The following is a 19,095-nucleotide window of genomic DNA, read 5'->3' on the forward strand; positions in this document are numbered from 1 at the left end:
GCTAGCCTTCGATTGGTTCACCCACCGATAGCATCGTGATCGCTGGGGCCCCCTGCTCGTTGGAGGCCGCCAAATGCACCACAGCATTCAGTGCCCAGTCGTAGTTTGCCTCGGGATCCACGAGCACTTGGGTAATATTCCAGTAATCACCGGGGCTGGCCCCGAGGTCGTCCAACTCGCCAGGGCCCAGCTGCGGCTCGGTGTTGATCCGTAATAACTTTGGGTCCCGTGCCGAGGCGGTATCGTCCAGGTCCTCGTAGTCGGCGAAGAAATCATCCAGCGCGTCGGCCCAATTATCGCTGGTGAACGGGATGGCGCCCTCAGGCAGATAATCCATCCCTTCCAGCTCCGCGTCCTTCTCTGCCCCAAAGAGCTGTACCCGCCGAAACATGGCATTGCGGATCATCACCCGGAACACGCCGGTCTGCTCGGTGAGCTTCGGAGGGCTGGGAGGCTCAGGATTCTCATATTCTTCTCGCGCCTGGTCGATATCGCCGGCAATCAGGTCCTCCCATTCCTCTAACAGCGAGGAATCGGTGAACCGGATCATGGTATCCAGCCAGTCCTGGATCATCTCGATCTCGGCAGTGCGCACATCCTGGGGGATAGTCTGGCGCATGGCCTTCGCCGCATCGGTCAGATACCGCAACACCACGCCTTCAGAGCGAGCCAAGGAGTAAAAGCTGACGAACTCGCCAAAGCTCATCGCACGTTCGTACATATCGCGCACCACCGACTTAGGTTCCAGCTCAAAATCTTTCAGCCAGGGGGCTGCCTGCGCATACACCGCGAACTGTTGCTCGAGAAGCTCACCGAGCGGTTGCGGGTAGGTGGTTTGGTCCAAGATGTTCATCCGCTCGGTATACTCCAGCCCCTCGGCCTTCATCTCGGCCATCTTCTCGTCCTTGGCCTTCTTGGTCTGGGCAGACAGAATCTGTCGTGGCGAATCCAGGGTGGCCTCCACGATCGAGACCATATCCAGGGCATACGTGGGGCTGTCCGGGTCCAATAGCTCAAACGCCGCCAAGGCAAATGGCGACAGCGGCTGGTTCAGTGCAAAATCCGGTTGCAGATCTACCGTGATCTCGAGTTGACGACCAAACTCATCTGGGGTGTCGGATTTGACCAGCACACCTGTGGCCAGTAACTCACGCAAGATGCCGATCGCCTCTCGCTGTAATTGCGCCTGCCGAGCAGGGGTCTCGTCCGAGCGCGTGATCAACCGACGCACATGCCGGACCGGGTTCCCCACTCGTTCGACCAGGTTCAGCACCATCGAGTGGTTGATTCGCAGCTGCGAGACCATCGGCTCCGGCTCAGCAGCGACCAGCTTGTCGAAGGTCTTTTCCGACCACGACACAAAACCTTCCGGCGGTTTTTTCTTTGCCGAGGACTTGCTGGACTGTTTGATGCGCCGGGCCCGCTCCTGCGGATCCTTAATGCCGGCAAATTTCTGTTCCAATTTGGCCTGCTCGGCCTGATTCTCAATCACATGCTCGGGTGCTTGAACGACCACATAACCGGCAGTATCAAAACCGGCACGTCCGGCCCGGCCGGCGATCTGGTGAAATTCGCGAGCATTCAGGTGCCGGGTTTTGCGCCCATCAAACTTACTCAGCGCGGTGATCAACACGGTGCGAATCGGCACGTTAATACCCACACCCAGCGTGTCGGTACCGCAGATGATTTTCAGCGTGCCCTGCTGAGCGAGCTTTTCAACCAACCGGCGATACTTGGGCAACATTCCGGCGTGATGAACCCCGATCCCGGCCTTGAGGAGCCTTTTCAGCGTCTTGCCAAACCCGGCCTGGAAGGGAAAGGTCTCCAGCTGTTCGGCCAGTTGCGCTTGCTCTGCTTTGCTCAGGACCGCCAGCGAGGAGAGATTGCTGGCCTGCTCAACGGCGTCCAGTTGCGAGAAGTGCACAATATAGATCGGTGCCTGATCGGCTGCCACCAACTGTTCTGCCCGGTGGGCCACCGACTGTTCGGAGTAGCTAAAATGCAACGGAATCGGCCGGGTGGCGGCGGTAACGGTCACAGTGGGCTTGCCGGTTGCCTCGGTGAGGCGCTGTTCGAACCGCGTGGTGTCGCCCAGGGTGGCACTCATCAGCAAGAACTGGGCCTGGGGGAGCTCAATCAGCGGGACCTGCCAGGCCCAGCCACGGGCCGGATCGGCGTAGTAGTGGAACTCGTCCATGATCACCTGGCCGATGTCCAGTCCGGTGCCTTCCCGCAGGGCCACATTCGCCAGAATTTCCGCGGTGCAACAAATAATCGGCGCCTGAGCATTCACCGAAGCATCCCCGGTGATCATTCCCACGTTCTCGGCCCCAAAAATATCCACTAGGTCGAAGAATTTTTCTGAGACCAACGCCTTGATCGGTGCGGTGTAGTAAGACACCTGGTGCTGGGCCAACGACAAAAAGTGCGCGGCCAAAGCCACCATCGACTTCCCAGATCCGGTCGGGGTGGCCATAATGACGTTCTTGGATTCCAACAGCTCGGTGACCGCCTGGTCCTGGGCCGGGTACAGCGTGATGCCACGGGAGCCGACCCACTGCGTGAAACGGTCGTAGAGCTCAGCCGGATCCTGGGCGGTGCGGTCTTGGTGGTCGGGAAGAACGTCAGTCAAAAGCATCATCTCGTACTCTACGGCAGTTGCGCGCTCGCTTCAGTGGCCGTAGACCGGCACCGGAAAGCCGGCACCGAAACGATCTGTTTCTTTGGGTGTCAGTGCCCCAGCGGCACCACCGTTGCGTGGGTCTACGGTAGAGGTATGGAGAATTTCATCTGGGATCCGAGCCAGTATGCTGTCTTCGCCGGGCACCGGGCCCGTCCCTTCTATGATCTCAGTGCTGCGATCTACGCCGATCAACCCCGCACCGTGGTGGATATGGGATGCGGGCCTGGGAACATGACCCGCACCCTGGCCCAACGGTGGCCGCAGGCGGAGGTCATTGGTCTGGATTCCTCCCGAGAAATGGTTCAAGAAGCTCGCCTCAGCCTTCAGGACGACCCACAGGCCCCCACGAACCTGCGGTTTGAGCACATCGAGGCCGAACAGTGGGAGCCCGATGCCTCGGTGGACGTGGTGGTCTCCAATGCCATGTTGCAGTGGATACCCAACCACCGGCAATTGATGGACCGCTGGTTGGGGCAGATGTCACCGGGTGCCTGGTTTGCGATGCAGGTCCCCGGCAATTATTCGGCACCCTCCCACAGGACGATTGCCGAGCTGGCGAATCGGCCCGAATATGCTGAAGCCTCCCAGCGGACCTACACCGGCGAATCGATCTACACCCCGCGAGAATACACGCACACGCTGATCCGTCGGGGATTCCGACCCAATGTGTGGGAGACGACTTATCACCAGGTACTGACCGGGGAAGAACCGGTCTACAACTGGGTAAAAGGTGCCGCCCTGCGTCCGGTGCTCCAAGGTCTTGCCGAGATTGATGAGCGCGACGGCTCCAATCTGCAAGCCGCATATCTGAGTGAATACCGAGAGCGGATGTTGCACGACTACCCGCCCTACACCAGCCCGGATGGCACCGTGGTCACCATCTTCCCGATGCGCCGGGTGTTCGTGGTAGGCCATAAAGAGCTGGACTACACCATCTAACCATCGGTATCGGCGGTACCGCTCGTCACCGGTTCAGCCCGGTCCTGGGCCGGGTTACCAGCCGCGTTGTTTCCACTCGTCCAAGTGCGGACGCTCCGCGCCCAGGGTGGTGTGATCGCCATGTCCAGGCAACACCACCGTGTCGTCGGGATAGCGATCAAACACTCGCGCGGTGACATCGGCAAACAGTTGCGCGAAGCGTTGGGGGTCCTGGTCCGTATTGCCCACACCCCCAGGGAAGAGCGAATCACCGCTGAAAATCACCGGCGACTCGTCGTCGTCCGCTCGATAGGCCAGGGCTACCGATCCCGGGGTGTGCCCGCGCAATCCAATCACATCCAGGCTGATCCCGTCGAACTGGGCGGTGTCACCGTGGTGGAGCACCACGGTCGGAGCCACGCCGGTAGCTTCTGCAATGGCCTCGGCATCGGCAGCACCGGCCGCGGTCGGCGCCCCGGTGGTCTCGGCCACCGCGGCCAGCGCCCGAATGTGATCCCAGTGCTGGTGGGTGGTAATAATGACCGCCACGTGCGGTTCACAGGGCGTATCGGCACGGGCGGATTCCAGTAGCTCGTCAATGGCCTCGGGGGAGTCGGCAGCATCGATAAGCACTTGCGTACCGGAACACTTGGAGGTCAGCAGGTAGACGTTATTGCGCATCTCGGAGACCCAGCGGCTGCGGATGGTGACCTGTGGCAGGTCCGCGATCACGCGAATCTCACCGGCTTCGGGGTGGTTGCTGGGCTGGGTCGAGGTATCGTGACTGGGCATAGCGCTCAGTTTAGGGTCTGGGTGGGCTGACTGTACAGGTCAGCACCGACGCGCTCAGGGCCGGATTAGCTGTCGGCAAACATACCGGCAGACCGGACTACCATAGAGCAGGTAGGCTTGTCGGCTCCGCGCTGTGTCACTGCCTGTGCCCTGGTAGCACAGCGGGAGAATTCCTGATCACGAGCTGCTCGCGATCTGACTGACAACGACCTGAGAACAACTGCGACCGTGTAAGTCGGAGAGGACCTAGACGATACCATGACCACTACCTCGACCGGTTCAGAGAACTACTCGCTGGCCTCGGGACCCCACCCGGGACAGACCGTCGCTCACCATGATTCGGTCGAAGCCGACCGGATCATTGTGGCCGGCGCCCGTGAGCACAATCTGAAAAATGTCAGTATCGATATTCCTCGCAATGCTTTCGTGGTGTTTACCGGACTATCTGGCTCCGGTAAGTCGTCCTTGGCGTTTGACACCATCTTCGCCGAGGGCCAACGCCGGTACGTGGAATCACTGTCTGCCTATGCCCGGATGTTCTTGGGCCGTGTCGATAAGCCCCAGGTTGATTTTATTGAGGGACTCTCCCCGGCGGTATCGATCGACCAGAAATCCACTTCGAAGAACCCTCGGTCCACCGTGGGCACGATCACCGAAATCCACGACTATATGCGCCTGCTGTGGGCCCGGATCGGGACTCCGCACTGCCCGGAGTGCGGTGAGCCTGCCTCCCAGCAGACCCCGCAACAAATCGTCGATCAGTTGCTGGAATTACCGGAGAAAACCCGCTTCCAGATCCTGGCCCCGGTGGTGCGCGGCCGCAAGGGCGAATTCGCCGACCTCTTTGCCGAGCTCTCCCAGCAAGGCTTCTCCCGCGCCATCGTGGACGGAGAGCAGATCCAGCTGGCCGAGGCCACCAAGCTGCAGAAACAGTACAAGCACAATATCGCCGTGATCGTTGACCGGCTGGTGATCCGCGACGGTATCCGCACCCGACTGACCGACTCGGTCGAAACCGCCCTGAAACTTGCCGAGGGGATCTTGGTCGTCGATTTCGTCGACGTCAAAGCCGAGATTGACCCGGAGAAAAAGAACACCGCCGAATGGGTCGCCGAAGATGAGCAGGGCCGGGCCAAATATCGGTCGTTTTCCGAAAAGCTGTCCTGCCCCAACGGGCACGTGCAGACCATTGACGAAATCGAACCCCGCTCGTTCTCCTTCAATAGCCCCTTCGGCGCCTGCCCGACCTGTACCGGTATCGGCTCCCGGTTGCAGGTTGATCAGGACTTAGTGATCCCAGACCCGGATCTGAGCCTGGAAGAAGGCGCGATCGCACCCTGGCACATGGGTAAAGCCGCCTCCCAGTATTGGCAACGGCTGATGGCAGGTCTGGCCGATGAGCTGGGCTTTTCGATGACCACCCCGTGGAAAGAGTTGCCCGCCAAGGCCAAAAAAGCGCTGTTGCACGGCAATAATTACAAGGTCGAAGTGGCATACCGCAACCGTTGGGGTCGGGAACGGCGTTACACGTCCGGTTTCGAGGGCGTGGTGGACTACATTAAGCGCAAATACGCCGAAACCGAATCCGATCACGCCCGTGATCGGTATGAGTCCTATATGCGCCAGGTGGCCTGCCCGGATTGCCACGGTGCCCGGCTGAACCCCACTTCGCTGTCGGTGATGGTTGGGGGAAAATCAATCGCCGAGGTCTCGGCCATGCCCATGGAAGACACCATTGACTTCATGGAGAACTTGCAACTCAGTGACCGGGACGCCAAAATCGCCGACCAGGTGCTCAAAGAAATCAACGCCCGGTTGCACTTCTTGATCGATGTTGGTCTGGACTATCTGAACCTGGAACGCCCGGCAGCCACTCTCTCGGGTGGTGAAGCCCAGCGTATCCGGCTAGCCACCCAAATCGGATCCGGTCTGGTCGGGGTGCTCTACGTACTCGACGAGCCCTCGATCGGGCTCCACCAGCGCGATAACTCCCGCCTGATTGGCACATTATTGCGCCTGCGGGATTTGGGCAATACCTTGATCGTGGTCGAACATGATGAGGAAACCATTGAAGCTGCCGACTGGATTGTCGATATTGGCCCGGCTGCCGGACGGGCCGGGGGAGAGGTGGTCCACTCCGGTTCGCTCGAAGATCTCAAAAACAACACCCGCTCGATCACTGGCGACTATTTGGCTCATCGACGCACCATCGACGTTCCCGCGACCCGCCGACCGATTGACCGCCAGCGGATCGTCCGAGTGGTCGGCGCCCGCGAAAATAACCTCGATAACGTCACCGTCGACTTCCCCTTGGGAACTTTCATCGCGGTGACCGGTGTCTCCGGATCGGGGAAGTCCACCCTGGTCAATGAGGTCCTGTACAAGGTCATGGCCAATGAACTCAATAACGCGCGCCTGGTGCCGGGCCGGCATAAGAAAGTCACGGGTCTGGACCAGTTGGACAAGGTGGTCCACGTCGATCAGTCCCCGATCGGACGTACGCCTCGGTCCAACCCAGCTACCTATACCGGCGTCTTCGACGCGATCCGTAAGCTCTTCGCTGACACCCCCGAAGCAAAAGTGCGTGGCTATCAGCCCGGCCGATTCTCCTTCAATATCAAGGGTGGTCGCTGTGAGGCCTGCTCCGGTGATGGCACACTAAAGATCGAAATGAACTTCTTGCCGGATGTCTATGTGCCCTGCGAGGTCTGTCACGGAGCCCGGTATAACCGCGAAACTCTCGAGGTCCACTATAAGGGCAAAAATATTGCCGAAGTGCTGGATATGCCGATCGCTGAGGCCGCCGAGTTCTTCTCCGCCTACGGAAAGATCTCTCGTTATCTGAACACACTGGTCGATGTCGGCCTTGGCTACGTGAAGCTAGGCCAACCGGCGACCACACTATCCGGTGGTGAAGCTCAGCGGGTCAAACTCGCCACCGAACTGCAAAAACGCACGGCAGGGCGGGCGGTCTATGTGCTTGATGAACCGACCACTGGCCTGCACTTTGAAGATATCCGTAAGCTGTTGTTGGTGTTGACTCGGCTGGTTAATAAGGGCAATACCGTGATCACCATCGAACACAACCTGGACGTGGTGAAATCAGCCGACTGGATTATCGATATGGGACCCGAAGGCGGTTCCGGTGGTGGCCAGGTCGTCGCCACCGGAACCCCCGAACAGGTGGCCACCGTCCAGGGGTCCTATACCGGTCAATACCTGGCCCCGCTACTCCATGGCGCACAGGACTAACCACGTGGAGGATTCCCCGAGTCCCGAGTCCTATTGACAGATCACCCGAGGCCATGCCGAGTAGGTCCAGGTCCAGGACTCGTCATCGGTGTTGCCCTCAGGATCGGTACGCGAGCGTGTGACGTCCACGGTGAACCCCTGTCGGCCACCGGCTTCCGGAACACAGTTGGGTTCGCTCGAGGTGATGGTCTGCGAATTGGTGTAGTTATACGGCTCTGAGGTTGACATCGACACATCGTAGTAGTCGTTGCCCCACACGCGCACGTGAACTTTCTCATCGTCCAGCCACATTTCGACAATCACGGGAGCATCGGTGTCATTGAGCCAGCGGACGTTGATTTGGCCTTCCCAGAATGTCGATTCCCGGCCCTTAGGATAGCGGTCAAACCAGCGCGAGTGGGGACGGTGTTCTTTAATGTCCATCCCCGATAAGAAGCCAGCGTTATAGGCCATGGTCGCAATTTGCGAGACACCGCCACCGACCGCTTGCGCGGTCACACCCGACTGGACGACACCGGAAGAAACGTAACCGTTGGCTTCGGTCACCGGGCCCAGGGCCTCGGCCAGGTTGAATTCCTCGCCGGGCATCACCACGGTCCCGTTGACGCGTTCAGCACCCACCTCAAGGTTCGGCGTACGCGTGGGATCATCCGGATACGGCGTCGAAAACTCTGCGACCTCGTGGGTGACATCCCAGGCTTCAGCATCCTCTGTGGTCACCTCCGGATCCTGGGATTTGACCTCGACTTCGACACTGCGGGTCTGATCCTGCGCCAGGTCCTGCTCAATAGCGTCAGCGACTTCCTCACCCGCTATCCCGGTGCCGCTTTCTCCCGGGACTACCTCCGGACGAGCCGATCCAGCCTTTCCACTGAGCTTGACCGTCGCATCGGTAGCCGAGGAAGCGAACCCGTCCTCATTGGCCTCCAGCGATGCGACCAACGAGTCCTCGTCCAGTTCCAAAGACGGTGTCGCATCGCCGGTGCCCTCGCTCGATGACTCCTGCATCGACGCTGTCGAGCCCGTCGAGTCCGTTGATGCCTCAGATTCCTCGCTATCTTCCGAACTGTCTGCGGTGGCTGAAGGGCCCTGCATTCCGGTGTCCACCTGGGCTGCTTCCCCCAACTGCTCCGGGGTGAGCTCAGTGGAGGCCTCGCCGGCAGTGACCGTATAAGAGTCAGCGACGAGTGGTTCGGCGGTGTTTTCCACGAAGCTCTGCCAGGTGTCAGCGGAGATTTGAGGCTCCAGGGTCTCGCCCTGAACATGGATCTCCTCGGATTCCTGCAACCAGTTCTCCTCCACGTGACTTGCGAGCCCTTCGGCGGTGATTCCCACGCCCGACACGGGAGCCTGGTATGCCACGTCACCGGCGTTGAAGGTCACCGACCCTTCGACGGGTTCCTGGCTCATCTGCTCGGAAAGACCGCGCAGCGCCTCGGTGGCCTGAGATTCATCGATCGTCGTCTCCGCCTCACGGTGGCCTTCGCCGGTGAGGCGTTGCCACAACACCACCGGGGAGAAATTCAGGCCACGATACTCCTGCAGTACACCGTCGACGTCGTAGTCCAAGCCAATCTCTTCGGGCACCACGGTGGCGGTCACATCGTCCTGAGTCGCATCGTCTACTGTGGGGATTTCGTCCCCCGTGGCACTGTCCTGGGACTGGATGTCTCCCACCAGGGTCAACTCACGAGAGGCTCGTTCGTCCAACTCGTCCTCGACCTTCTGCTGGGCTTGGTCAACATTCATGCCCGACACATCGATTCCCTCGACGGTGAAGTTCGCGGGTAGGCGATCCTCAAAAGCCATGGCAGTGCCGACATAGACGCCCACGCCCAACACGACGATGCCACCGCCCAGCACCCATGGCCAGATGCGTCGTGAGCGAGAGGACTCGGTGGCAGAGCCGGCCGAATCGTGATGGTCAGCGGGATGATCGTGTTCAATGGGCATACTGTGTGATTCCAGAAAATTCTGTGCACTCTGAGTGCACATATGGTGATCGATGGGAGCAGTCGGAGCCTGTACAGGCTGGCAACACCTAAGGATTGTACCGAGGAAAATCGCTTCCGCACACTGCAACGATGCGTGTGTTGGGATCGTAGTGACCCGACGGTAACGCTCCGTAAGGTGAGCTGATCACGCAACGGTGCTGGTGCTGCTGGTCAACGGGTATAATCGTGCTGTCCACCGGCTGAGATCATGCTGGGTAGCAATTTCGGTTGTCATCACTACCACCATCATTTGTGAGGAGCTTCATGCGATTGCGCGAACGAAATCCGGTGCGGATCGGATTTCGTGGCCTCGTGAAGGTCACGTGTCGCCCTGACATTTCGGGGTTGGACCATATTCCCGACACCGGAGGGTTCATCGTCGCCTCCAATCATCTGTCATTCTTTGACTCGGTGTTGCTACAAAGTATGCTCCCGCGTCTGGTGCGGTTTTTCGCCAAAGCCGAATACTTCACCGCACCGGGGATCAAAGGCAAGCTCCAGAAGAGTTTCTTCGAATCGGTCGGATCTATTCCGGTGGATCGTGGACAAAAAGCCGCCTCAGTGGCTGCCCTGGATCGGCTGGTGGAATTCCTGGACAACGGTGAAGGCGTGGGCATCTACCCCGAAGGCACTCGCTCCCGCGATGGCCGACTCTACCGTGGTAAGACCGGGGTCGGCTGGTTGGCCTTGACCACCGGCGCACCGGTCATTCCGGTGGGACTGACTGGAACCGACCGTCTGCAACCTCCGGGACGTAACTTGATCGTGCCCCATAAATTCGGGCTTACGGTGGGAGAGCCCCTGCAGTTTGAAAAAATTGGCCCGAAGCACAAGCCCAAGCTTCGCCGCCAGATCACCGATGAGATTATGGACGCGATCGCTCAGTTAACCGGCCAAGAACGTGTGGATTCCTATAATTCCGCCGCCTCGGCCGAGCAGGATACGGAGAACTGATCAGCTGTGGCTGATCCCGCAACCTATCGACCACGTACCGGGGATATTCCCACCGAGCCCGGGGTCTACCGGTTCAAAGACGCCACCGGCCGGATTATCTATGTGGGCAAAGCAAAAAACCTCCGGAACCGGCTGACGTCCTATTTCGCCTCGCCGCACCAACTGAGCCCGAAAACCCGAGCCATGGTCACCTCTGCCAGCGGTGTGGAATGGACCATTGTCGCCAGTGAGCAAGAGGCGATCCAGTTGGAATACACCTGGATCAAACAGTTCACCCCGCGCTATAACATTATGTACCGCGACGATAAGTCGTATCCGTATCTGGCGGTGACCATCAATGAGCGCTTCCCGCGGGTGATGGTGATGCGGGGAGATAAACGTCCCGGTGTGAAGTACTTTGGTCCCTTCCACCCGGTCAAAGCTATTCGTGAAACCATGGACCTGTTGTTGCGTGTCTTCCCGGTCCGCACCTGCTCGGCCGGAGTATTTCGCCGGGCCGAACTGTCCGGTCGACCGTGTCTGATGGGATACATCGACAAGTGCTCCGCCCCTTGTGTGGGCAATATTTCCGAAGCCGACCATCGCCAACTTGCCCACGACTTCATCAGTTTTATGAACGGCAACATCCGGCCTTACGTCAGGGAACTCGAGACCAAAATGGCCGAGGCCGTGGCCGAGTTGCGCTACGAGGATGCCGCCCGCTATCGCGACGACATTGCCGCGTTGAACAAAGTCTTTGAACGCAACGCGGTGGTGCTACCCGAAAATACCCAAGCCGATATTTTTGCCTTCGCCGATGACGAGCTAGAAGCCGCTTTCCAGGTCTTCCACATTCGCGACGGCCGGATTCGTGGTCAGCGTGGCTGGGTGGTGGAAAAGGTCGAAGACGTCTCCGAACAAGATCTGATCGAACAACTCCTTCAGCAAGTCTATGGCCAGCTCGATGATCAAGACCGCATCCCTGCCGAGGTCTTGGTCCCGGTCTTGCCCGGCGAGGTGTCGGGTTTAGAATCCTGGCTTGAAGAGCGTCGTGGCGCCCACGTGAATTTGCGGGTCCCGCAGCGAGGCGCCAAAAAGGATCTGATGCATACCGTCAAAGACAACGCCGTGGAGGCCCTACGGTTGCACAAATCTCGTCGCTCCGGAGATATTACCGCCCGATCAGCGGCCCTGAAAGAACTCCAGCAAGCTCTGGGCCTGCATGAACCGCTGTTGCGGATCGAATGCTACGACATCTCCCACACCCAGGGCACCAATGTAGTTGGGTCCATGGTGGTATTTGAAGATGGTCTGCCAAAAAAACGCGACTATCGCCTGTTTAACGTCACCGGCGAAGCCGCCCGGGACGACACCCGAGCCATGGACGATGTGCTCACCCGCAGGTTCAAGAAGTATCTGCAGGAACAAGCTAACACCCCTGAGCCTTTCTCGGGGCAACTGGATCCAGCTGAGCTGGCCGCCGAGGACGATCAGGACTGTCAACGCTTCTCCTATCCGCCCTCTCTGGTGGTCGTTGATGGGGGACCGGCGCAGGTCGCGTCGGCCGCCCAGGCGCTGGCCGACCTTGGGATCGACGATATTCCAGTGGTCGGTTTGGCCAAGCGCCTCGAAGAGCTGTGGGTCCCCGGTGATGACTTCCCGTTGGTGCTACCACGCAGCTCAGAGGGGCTCTACCTGTTGCAACGGCTACGCGATGAGTCCCACCGGTTCGCGATCACCGCCCACCGCAAACGTCGCGCCAAGGCCATGACCCACTCCGCTCTCGACGACATTGCTGGACTGGGCCCGGCCAAACGCAAAGCGCTGTTGGCCGAATTTGGGTCTGTCAAAAAGATCACCGCCGCCACTGTGGACCAACTCCAAAATGCCCAAGGGATCGGGCCGGCGCTGGCTGAGACGATTTATACGGCCCTACACCCGGACAAGACGCAGCAAGCCGAAGGTTCCCAGGACTCCTGAGCAGCTGAGACTCTTGCGCAGATTAACCGTCGTGCTCCCGGCGATCTTCGGGCGCGAAGTGAGTAGTCTTAACGGCATGACGACACCCGTGGAACCCTCCGAGCTGGAACCTGTCAAACCACCCCGCACCGAGGTCCTGATCATTACCGGAATGTCCGGTGCCGGACGGACTACCGCCGCCCACGCCTTAGAAGACCAGGGCTGGTATGTGGTCGATAATTTGCCACCGCAACTGTTCGTGACCATGTCACAGCTGATCTCCAAGACCACCGAAAGCACGGGTCTCAAGCTCGCCCTCGTGGTTGATGTGCGAAGCAAAGAATTTTTCACCTCGGTCCAGGAAGCCATGCACCAGTTGCGGGTCGATGGCACCGAGCTGCGGGTGCTGTTCCTTGACGCTGATGACGCGGTCCTGGTCCGGCGTTTCGAATCCGGACGTCGCCCGCACCCGTTGCAGGGCGATGGTCGCATTAATGACGGGATCGGTCGCGAACGAGAACTGCTCGAAGATCTTCGCGACCAGGCCGAGCTCATCCTCGACACCTCGAAGATGAATGTCCACGACCTCACCAAGGCCACCCGGGACCTGTTTTCAGATCAGGGCCCGATCGTGCTGCGCATCAATGTCCTGAGCTTCGGTTTCAAGTATGGGGTGCCTCAAGACGCCAATTTCTTAGCCGACGTGCGCTTCATCCCCAACCCGCACTGGGTGCCCGAGCTGCGCCCGTTGACCGGACTCGATGAGCCCGTGTCAGAATTCGTGCTTGCCAAGCCCGGAGTGAATATTTTTCTGGATCACTACGTCCAAGCCCTGCACCCGGTGATGGAGGGCTACCGGGCCGAAAATAAGCACTATGCCACCCTGGCCATCGGGTGCACCGGTGGTAAACACCGCTCGGTGGCGATTGCCGAAGAACTGGGGCGTCGCTTACGACAACAGCCCGGGCTGAAAGTCACCATTTCCCACCGAGATCGGGGCCGAGAATGAGCGTGCATTACACCGGTCAGCTACCGCTGACCCCCTCCCGTTCTAATGCGGCCCGTAAATCCGGGCACCATGCTCCCGCGCTGAAAGTCACCGCACTGGGTGGTGGCCACGGACTGTACTCGACGCTGTCAGCGTTGCGACTCATCGCCGGTGAACTCACCGCCGTGGTGACCGTGGCCGATGACGGCGGTTCCTCTGGCGTGATCCGCCAAGAACTCGACGTGATCCCTCCCGGGGACCTCCGGATGGCTCTGGCGGCGCTGTGTGATGACACCGACTGGGGGAGAACGTGGCGCGATACGATGCAACACCGTTTCATAACTCAACGCGCCGATGGCACTGCGGGGACCCTGAACAACCACGCGCTGGGCAACCTGTTGATCGTGGCTCTGGGCGAGTTACTGGGCGATCCGGTCGCCGGGCTGCAATGGGCCGGAGCCCTGTTGGGAGCCCGCGGCACGGTGCTGCCGATGTCCCGGGTCCCGCTGACCATCTCCGGTACGGTGCTCTCGGGCAACGATCAGGGAGAACTGATCCGGGAAACCATCACCGGTCAGGCTGAGTTGGCCCGCGCCGCTGCCGCCGGCTCGGTGGTCTCGATCCGTCTCGACCCGGACACCGCCTCGGCCACCCCCGAAGCGCTAGAAGCCATCGATCTTTCCGACTGGGTTGTGCTGGGTCCCGGGTCCTGGTTCACCTCAGTCTTGCCCCACTTGCTGTTACCCCAGCTGCGCAACGCGCTGATCCAAACCACCGCACAACGCGCCCTGGTGATGAACCTGCAACCCAATACCACCGAGACCAACAACATGTGCGCCGCCGACCACCTGGAGGTGCTCCATCAGTACGCTCCCCAACTGCGTTTTGACGCGATCATTGTCGATCACTCCGTGGTCGATGATGCCGACCGCGACCAGTTTGAGCAGACAGCAGAAAAACTTGGCGCTGAAGCAGTTTTTAGTAGGGTATTGGACGATCAGCGCGATGGGATCCACGATCCACTGAAACTGGCGGTGGCTTTCGACGAGATCTTTTCGCGGTTCTCATGATTGCTCGCCAGTTGCGTCACACCTGGTGGCGCGGAAACACTCGATAAAACACTCGGGCCATCTTGCCGATGTGCCGTTGTCGAAAGAGGGTATTGCATGGCACTGACAGCCGCTGTGAAGCAAGAGCTGTGCCAGATTCCGGTCACCACCTCCTCGGAGCGCGCCGCTGAGGCCGTGGCCATGTTGCGTTTCGCCGGTGGTATCCACCTCATCTCCGGTCGCATCGTGGTCGAGACCGAACTCGACCGCCACGAAGCGGCCCAGCGTCTGTGCCAGACGATCCAAGGGCTCTACGGCCACCAAACCGAAGTGATCCGCGTCTCCGGCCAAAATTTGCGCCACGGGGACCGTTATGTGATCCGTGTGTTGGCCGGTGGAGCCGAACTGGCCCGCCAGACCGGTTTGGTCGACCCCCGCGGACGTCCGGTTCGTGGCATGCCACCGGCGATCGTCAACGGCTCCACGGCCGATGCCGCCGCTACCTGGCGCGGGGCCTTCCTGGCCCATGGTTCCCTGACCGAGCCGGGCCGTTCTTCCGCCCTGGAGGTCACCGCACCCGGACCCGAAGCTGCTCTGGCCATGGTCGGTGCTGCCCGTCGGTTGGGCGTGATGGCCAAGGCGCGCGAAGTACGCCAATCCGATCGAGTCGTGATTCGCGATGGAGATGCCATTGCCGACCTGCTCACTGCCATGGGGGCCACTGAGACCGTTAAAGTCTGGCAAGAGCGCCGTACCCGCAAAGAAGTTCGGGCCTCTGCCAACCGGCTGGCCAACTTCGACGACGCGAACCTCCGTCGCTCCGCCCAGGCCGCCGTGGCCGCCGGCGCCCGGGTCGCTCGCGCCCTGGAGATCCTGGAAGACGATGTGCCCGAGCACCTGGAATACGCCGGCAGGCTCCGCATCGAGCACCAGCATGCCTCCCTGGATGAACTGGGGCGACTGGCCGAACCGCAGATGACCAAAGACGCCATCGCCGGCCGTATTCGCCGGTTATTGGCCATGGCCGATAAGCGTGCCGCCGAGGAAAACATTCCCAATACCCACGACGCCGTGCCTGAAGAATTACGCGAAGATGACTAAACTCTCGCCCTGAGCTGATCCGAGTCAGTGTGCTCTTGATCGCTACCGGGTCACGTTGTCTAGGATGAGAATCAACGGGCGTGGCCTTGAAGACGCGTCCCGTCGCTGTTCGCCGGAGCGATCACGACAGCTTATGGTCGACACACCGCACCGGCTGACAGAACTGATCAAAAACCCTGCCCTGCGTGCGTGGCCCCACCGCCAGACGCCACCGTGGGGGATGTATGAGGAGGAAACGTGGAAAAGTACGTTCTGCCCGACCTAGACTACGATTTCGCAGCCCTGGAGCCCCATATCTCCGGCCGCATCATGGAGCTTCACCACGATAAGCACCACAATACCTACGTAAAAGGCGCCAACACCGCGCTGGAAAAGCTGGAGGCAGCTCGCGAAGCCGGTGACTTCTCCGCGATCAACCAGCTCTCCAAGGATCTGGCCTTCAACCTGGGTGGTCACACCAACCACTCCATCTTCTGGAAGAACCTCTCCCCGAACGGTGGCGACAAGCCCACCGGCGAGTTGGCTGCCGCCATCGACGAGTACTTCGGTTCCTTCGATTCCTTCCGCGACCACTTCACCGCAGCCGCTCTGGGTATCCAGGGTTCGGGCTGGGCCATCCTGGCTTACGAGCCGATCGGTGGCAACCTGGTCATCGAGCAGTTCTACGATCAGCAGAACGGTGTCCCCGTGGCGACCATCCCGCTGTTCCAGCTGGACATGTGGGAGCACGCCTTCTACCTGGACTACCAGAACGTCAAGGCCGATTACGTTAAGGCCATTTGGAACATCGTCAACTGGGAAGATGTTCAGCGGCGCTTTGAGGTAGCACGCTCCCAGGCATCCAGTCTGGTCACCCCGTAACCATCGCGTTGTCGTAGCGTGAACCATGCTTCGGGGGCACCTTGCACCTAGCAGGGTGCCCCCGGTGCTGTTTAGACTGGACAACGGGAGGCCGGCGTAGCGTCTCGACCTCGCTACCATGCTTACGGCAACACAGTCTTTTGCGAAAGGCAGGCTTGACCTGACATGACAAAAATCGCCATCAATGGTTTCGGACGTATTGGACGCAACGCGTTACGGGTTATCGAATCTCGCCACCCCGATCTTGAATTGGTGGCCGTCAACGATCTGACCAAACCCGAAGACCTGCTTTTCCTGACCAAATACGACACAGTGCTGGGTAACTACCCACACAAGATCAGCTACGACGGCGACAATATCGTCGCCAACGGCCAAACGATCCGCGTGTTCCAGGAAAAGGACCCGACCAACCTGCCCTGGGACGAGCTTGGTATCGATGTCGTGATTGAATCCACCGGTAAATTCCGGGATCGCCAGGCCGCTAGCGCCCACCTCAACGCCGGAGCCAAGAGGGTCGTGCTCTCCGCCCCCGGAAAAGGCGTTGATGGCACCTTCGTGGTCGGTGTCAACGATCAGAACCTCACCGAAGAGATGACTATCATCTCCGCTGCCTCCTGCACCACCAACTGCTTGGCCCCAATGGCCAAGACCCTGCACGATAGCTTCGGCATCGTCGACGGCATTATGACCACCATCCACGCCTATACCGGCGATCAGCAGCTGGTCGATGCCCCGCACAAGGATCAGCGTCGCGCTCGGGCCGCGGCCCAAAACATGATCCCGACCTCCACCGGGGCCGCCAAAGCCATCGGCGAAGTGATCCCGGACCTGAAGGGCAAGCTCGATGGTTTCGCAATGCGCGTGCCGGTGATCACCGGCTCTGCCACCGATCTGACCGTCGAGCTCGACCACGAGGTGTCCATCGAGGAGGTCAACGAAGCCTTCAAAAAGGCCTCCGAAACCCCCGAGCTCTCCGGACGCCTGATGTACTCCACCGACCCGCTGGTCTCAGCTGACATCGCAACCACCCCGGCAGCCTGCACCTATGACGCCCCGCTGACCAAGTCCATTGGTCGCGTGGTGAAGGTTATCGGGTGGTACGACAACGAGTACGGTTACACCTGCCAAATGCTTGACCTCGTCGAGCGTGCCGCCGACACTCTCTAACCCCTGGAACTCGGCTCTGACAACATCAACAGCCCCCTGGATCACCAGACGTTCGGCCCGGGCGAGTCCACTGCTCGGTGGACGGCTCAGGCCGGTGTATGCTCCTGAATATCGCCGCTTGAAAGGTCTCCTCCTATGCCTGCACAAAACCTCAACGACTTGCTTGAGCAGGGAGTCAGCTCCCGCTACGTCTTGGTTCGGTCTGATCTGAACGTGCCGCTGGATTCCGGAACCGTCACGGACGACGGTCGGATCCGCGCCTCATTGCCGGTTCTGGAAAAGCTCGCCACAGCAGGAGCCAAGGTGATCGTCATGGCTCACCTGGGACGCCCCAAGGGTGAGCCCAACCCCGAATTTTCCCTGGCCCCCGTGGCTACCCGGCTGGCTGAACTCACCACGGTCGCGGTCCAGCGTGCCACCGATTTGACCGGTGAAGATGCTCGTTCCAAGGCCGATGCGCTGGCCGACGGATCGATCCTGTTGCTGGAAAATGTCCGCTTCGATCCCCGCGAAACCTCCAAAGATGACAGCGAACGGGCTGAGTTGGCAGCTGAACTGGCAAGCTTGGTCGGCGACACTGGGGTTTACGTTAACGACGCCTTCGGCGCGGTGCACCGCAAGCACGCCTCTGTCTTCGATATCGCCCGGCACCTTCCGGCCTACCAGGGTGACCTGGTCGCTACCGAGTTGCAGGTACTCGACCAGCTGATCACCGAACCGGCTCGCCCCTACGTAGTGGCCCTGGGCGGATCTAAAGTCTCCGATAAGCTTGCGGTCATCGATAATTTGCTCGACAAAGCCGACACGCTACTGATCGGCGGGGGAATGGTTTTCACCTTCCTCGCCGCGCAGGGGCATCAGGTCGGCTCCTCACTACTCGAAGAAGACCAGATCGATACCGTGGCCGAATACCTGAAGCGCTCCGGCCAAGGCGGCGCGGCCACCATCGTGTTGCCCACCGATATCGTGATGGCCGAAACGTTCGGTGCTGAGGCCGGGCATGAAGTTCGACCCGTCGATGGTCTGGCAACTGGTACCTATGGAGAGTCGGCCATGGGCCTCGATATCGGGCCCGACTCGGCAGCCCATTACGCCCAGACCATCCGCGCAGCTCACACCGTCTTCTGGAACGGCCCGATGGGTGTCTTCGAGCTACCCGCCTTCGCGGCCGGCACCAAGGCCGTAGCCGAAGCTCTCACCGCGGTTGATGGACTCTGCGTGGTTGGCGGTGGCGATTCAGCAGCTGCCGTGCGCAATCTGGGCTTCGGTGACGACCAGTTCGGCCATATCTCCACCGGAGGCGGGGCCTCCCTGGAATATCTGGAAGGACGCGAGCTACCCGGTGTGCAGGCCCTGCAGAACTAAGACAGGCTCTGTAGCACGTGCAACCCGACCGTT

General features: G+C 60.1%; 13 protein-coding genes. 10 read left to right on the forward strand and 3 right to left on the reverse strand.

What is annotated here, in order from left to right; genetic code table 11:
- Nucleotide 1: 1 nt before the first annotated feature.
- On the reverse strand, nucleotides 2-2,638 hold the full coding sequence (locus DCC24_RS02180) for an RNA helicase (RefSeq protein ID WP_110098495.1): 2,637 nt from the start codon (nucleotides 2,636-2,638) through the stop codon (nucleotides 2-4).
- Nucleotides 2,639-2,776: 138 nt separating this feature from the next.
- Here DCC24_RS02180 and DCC24_RS02185 point away from each other — a divergent pair, with 138 nt between their 5' ends.
- Nucleotides 2,777-3,622, forward strand: a complete 846-nt coding sequence (locus tag DCC24_RS02185; RefSeq protein ID WP_110098281.1) for a methyltransferase domain-containing protein — start codon at nucleotides 2,777-2,779, stop codon at nucleotides 3,620-3,622.
- A gap of 54 nt (nucleotides 3,623-3,676) precedes the next feature.
- On the opposite strand, the gene DCC24_RS02190 is transcribed toward DCC24_RS02185, so the two are convergent.
- A complete protein-coding gene (locus DCC24_RS02190) occupies nucleotides 3,677-4,393 on the reverse strand; it encodes an MBL fold metallo-hydrolase (RefSeq protein ID WP_110098282.1) in 717 nt (238 codons plus the stop codon).
- 258 nt (nucleotides 4,394-4,651) lie between these two features.
- On the opposite strand from DCC24_RS02190, the gene uvrA reads away from it, so the two are divergent.
- Nucleotides 4,652-7,645 (forward strand): excinuclease ABC subunit UvrA, encoded by a 2,994-nt coding sequence (uvrA, locus tag DCC24_RS02195; protein ID WP_110098283.1) that lies wholly within the window; start codon nucleotides 4,652-4,654, stop codon nucleotides 7,643-7,645.
- Between the two features lie 30 nt (nucleotides 7,646-7,675).
- On the opposite strand, the gene DCC24_RS02200 is transcribed toward uvrA, so the two are convergent.
- Nucleotides 7,676-9,598, reverse strand: coding sequence for a VanW family protein (locus tag DCC24_RS02200; protein ID WP_158524576.1), 1,923 nt, complete (start codon nucleotides 9,596-9,598; stop codon nucleotides 7,676-7,678).
- Between the two features lie 305 nt (nucleotides 9,599-9,903).
- Here DCC24_RS02200 and DCC24_RS02205 point away from each other — a divergent pair, with 305 nt between their 5' ends.
- The 8 genes from DCC24_RS02205 (at nucleotide 9,904) to pgk (ending at nucleotide 19,062) form a co-directional block, all read left to right on the forward strand.
- Nucleotides 9,904-10,593, forward strand: coding sequence for a 1-acyl-sn-glycerol-3-phosphate acyltransferase (locus tag DCC24_RS02205; protein ID WP_110098285.1), 690 nt, complete (start codon nucleotides 9,904-9,906; stop codon nucleotides 10,591-10,593).
- Between the two features lie 6 nt (nucleotides 10,594-10,599).
- On the forward strand, nucleotides 10,600-12,552 hold the full coding sequence (uvrC, locus tag DCC24_RS02210; protein ID WP_110098286.1) for an excinuclease ABC subunit UvrC: 1,953 nt from the start codon (nucleotides 10,600-10,602) through the stop codon (nucleotides 12,550-12,552).
- A 76-nt stretch (nucleotides 12,553-12,628) separates the two neighbouring features.
- A complete protein-coding gene (rapZ, locus tag DCC24_RS02215; RefSeq protein WP_110098287.1) occupies nucleotides 12,629-13,540 on the forward strand; it encodes an RNase adapter RapZ in 912 nt (303 codons plus the stop codon).
- A complete protein-coding gene (gene yvcK, locus DCC24_RS02220) occupies nucleotides 13,537-14,589 on the forward strand; it encodes a uridine diphosphate-N-acetylglucosamine-binding protein YvcK (protein ID WP_110098288.1) in 1,053 nt (350 codons plus the stop codon). Before rapZ ends, yvcK begins: the two co-directional genes overlap by 4 nt.
- Nucleotides 14,590-14,685: 96 nt before the next feature.
- Nucleotides 14,686-15,669, forward strand: a complete 984-nt coding sequence (gene whiA / locus DCC24_RS02225; protein WP_110098289.1) for a DNA-binding protein WhiA — start codon at nucleotides 14,686-14,688, stop codon at nucleotides 15,667-15,669.
- Between the two features lie 237 nt (nucleotides 15,670-15,906).
- Complete coding sequence (locus DCC24_RS02230; RefSeq protein ID WP_110098290.1) at nucleotides 15,907-16,530, forward strand: superoxide dismutase; 624 nt, start codon at nucleotides 15,907-15,909, stop codon at nucleotides 16,528-16,530.
- A 165-nt stretch (nucleotides 16,531-16,695) separates the two neighbouring features.
- Nucleotides 16,696-17,697 carry a type I glyceraldehyde-3-phosphate dehydrogenase gene (gene gap / locus DCC24_RS02235; protein WP_110098291.1) on the forward strand — a complete coding sequence of 334 codons (1,002 nt, stop codon included), beginning with the start codon at nucleotides 16,696-16,698 and terminating at the stop codon, nucleotides 17,695-17,697.
- Nucleotides 17,698-17,832: 135 nt separating this feature from the next.
- Nucleotides 17,833-19,062 carry a phosphoglycerate kinase gene (gene pgk, locus DCC24_RS02240; RefSeq protein ID WP_110098292.1) on the forward strand — a complete coding sequence of 410 codons (1,230 nt, stop codon included), beginning with the start codon at nucleotides 17,833-17,835 and terminating at the stop codon, nucleotides 19,060-19,062.
- Nucleotides 19,063-19,095: the final 33 nt, after the last annotated feature.

Source organism: Auritidibacter sp. NML100628 (assembly GCF_003185985.1).
Classification (GTDB): domain Bacteria; phylum Actinomycetota; class Actinomycetes; order Actinomycetales; family Micrococcaceae; genus Auritidibacter; species Auritidibacter ignavus.

What these genes read in the sequence shown, in the direction of transcription:
- yvcK (WP_110098288.1), top strand. Translation starts at nt 13,537, where the DNA reads ATGAGCGTGCATTACACCGGTCAGCTACCGCTGACCCCCTCCCGTTCT.
- DCC24_RS02200 (WP_158524576.1), bottom strand. Translation starts at nt 9,598, where the DNA reads ATGCCCATTGAACACGATCATCCCGCTGACCATCACGATTCGGCCGGC.
- DCC24_RS02180 (WP_110098495.1), bottom strand. Translation starts at nt 2,638, where the DNA reads ATGCTTTTGACTGACGTTCTTCCCGACCACCAAGACCGCACCGCCCAG.
- DCC24_RS02185 (WP_110098281.1), top strand. Translation starts at nt 2,777, where the DNA reads ATGGAGAATTTCATCTGGGATCCGAGCCAGTATGCTGTCTTCGCCGGG.
- pgk (WP_110098292.1), top strand. Translation starts at nt 17,833, where the DNA reads ATGCCTGCACAAAACCTCAACGACTTGCTTGAGCAGGGAGTCAGCTCC.
- DCC24_RS02190 (WP_110098282.1), bottom strand. Translation starts at nt 4,393, where the DNA reads ATGCCCAGTCACGATACCTCGACCCAGCCCAGCAACCACCCCGAAGCC.
- gap (WP_110098291.1), top strand. Translation starts at nt 16,696, where the DNA reads ATGACAAAAATCGCCATCAATGGTTTCGGACGTATTGGACGCAACGCG.
- rapZ (WP_110098287.1), top strand. Translation starts at nt 12,629, where the DNA reads ATGACGACACCCGTGGAACCCTCCGAGCTGGAACCTGTCAAACCACCC.
- uvrA (WP_110098283.1), top strand. Translation starts at nt 4,652, where the DNA reads ATGACCACTACCTCGACCGGTTCAGAGAACTACTCGCTGGCCTCGGGA.
- whiA (WP_110098289.1), top strand. Translation starts at nt 14,686, where the DNA reads ATGGCACTGACAGCCGCTGTGAAGCAAGAGCTGTGCCAGATTCCGGTC.
- DCC24_RS02205 (WP_110098285.1), top strand. Translation starts at nt 9,904, where the DNA reads ATGCGATTGCGCGAACGAAATCCGGTGCGGATCGGATTTCGTGGCCTC.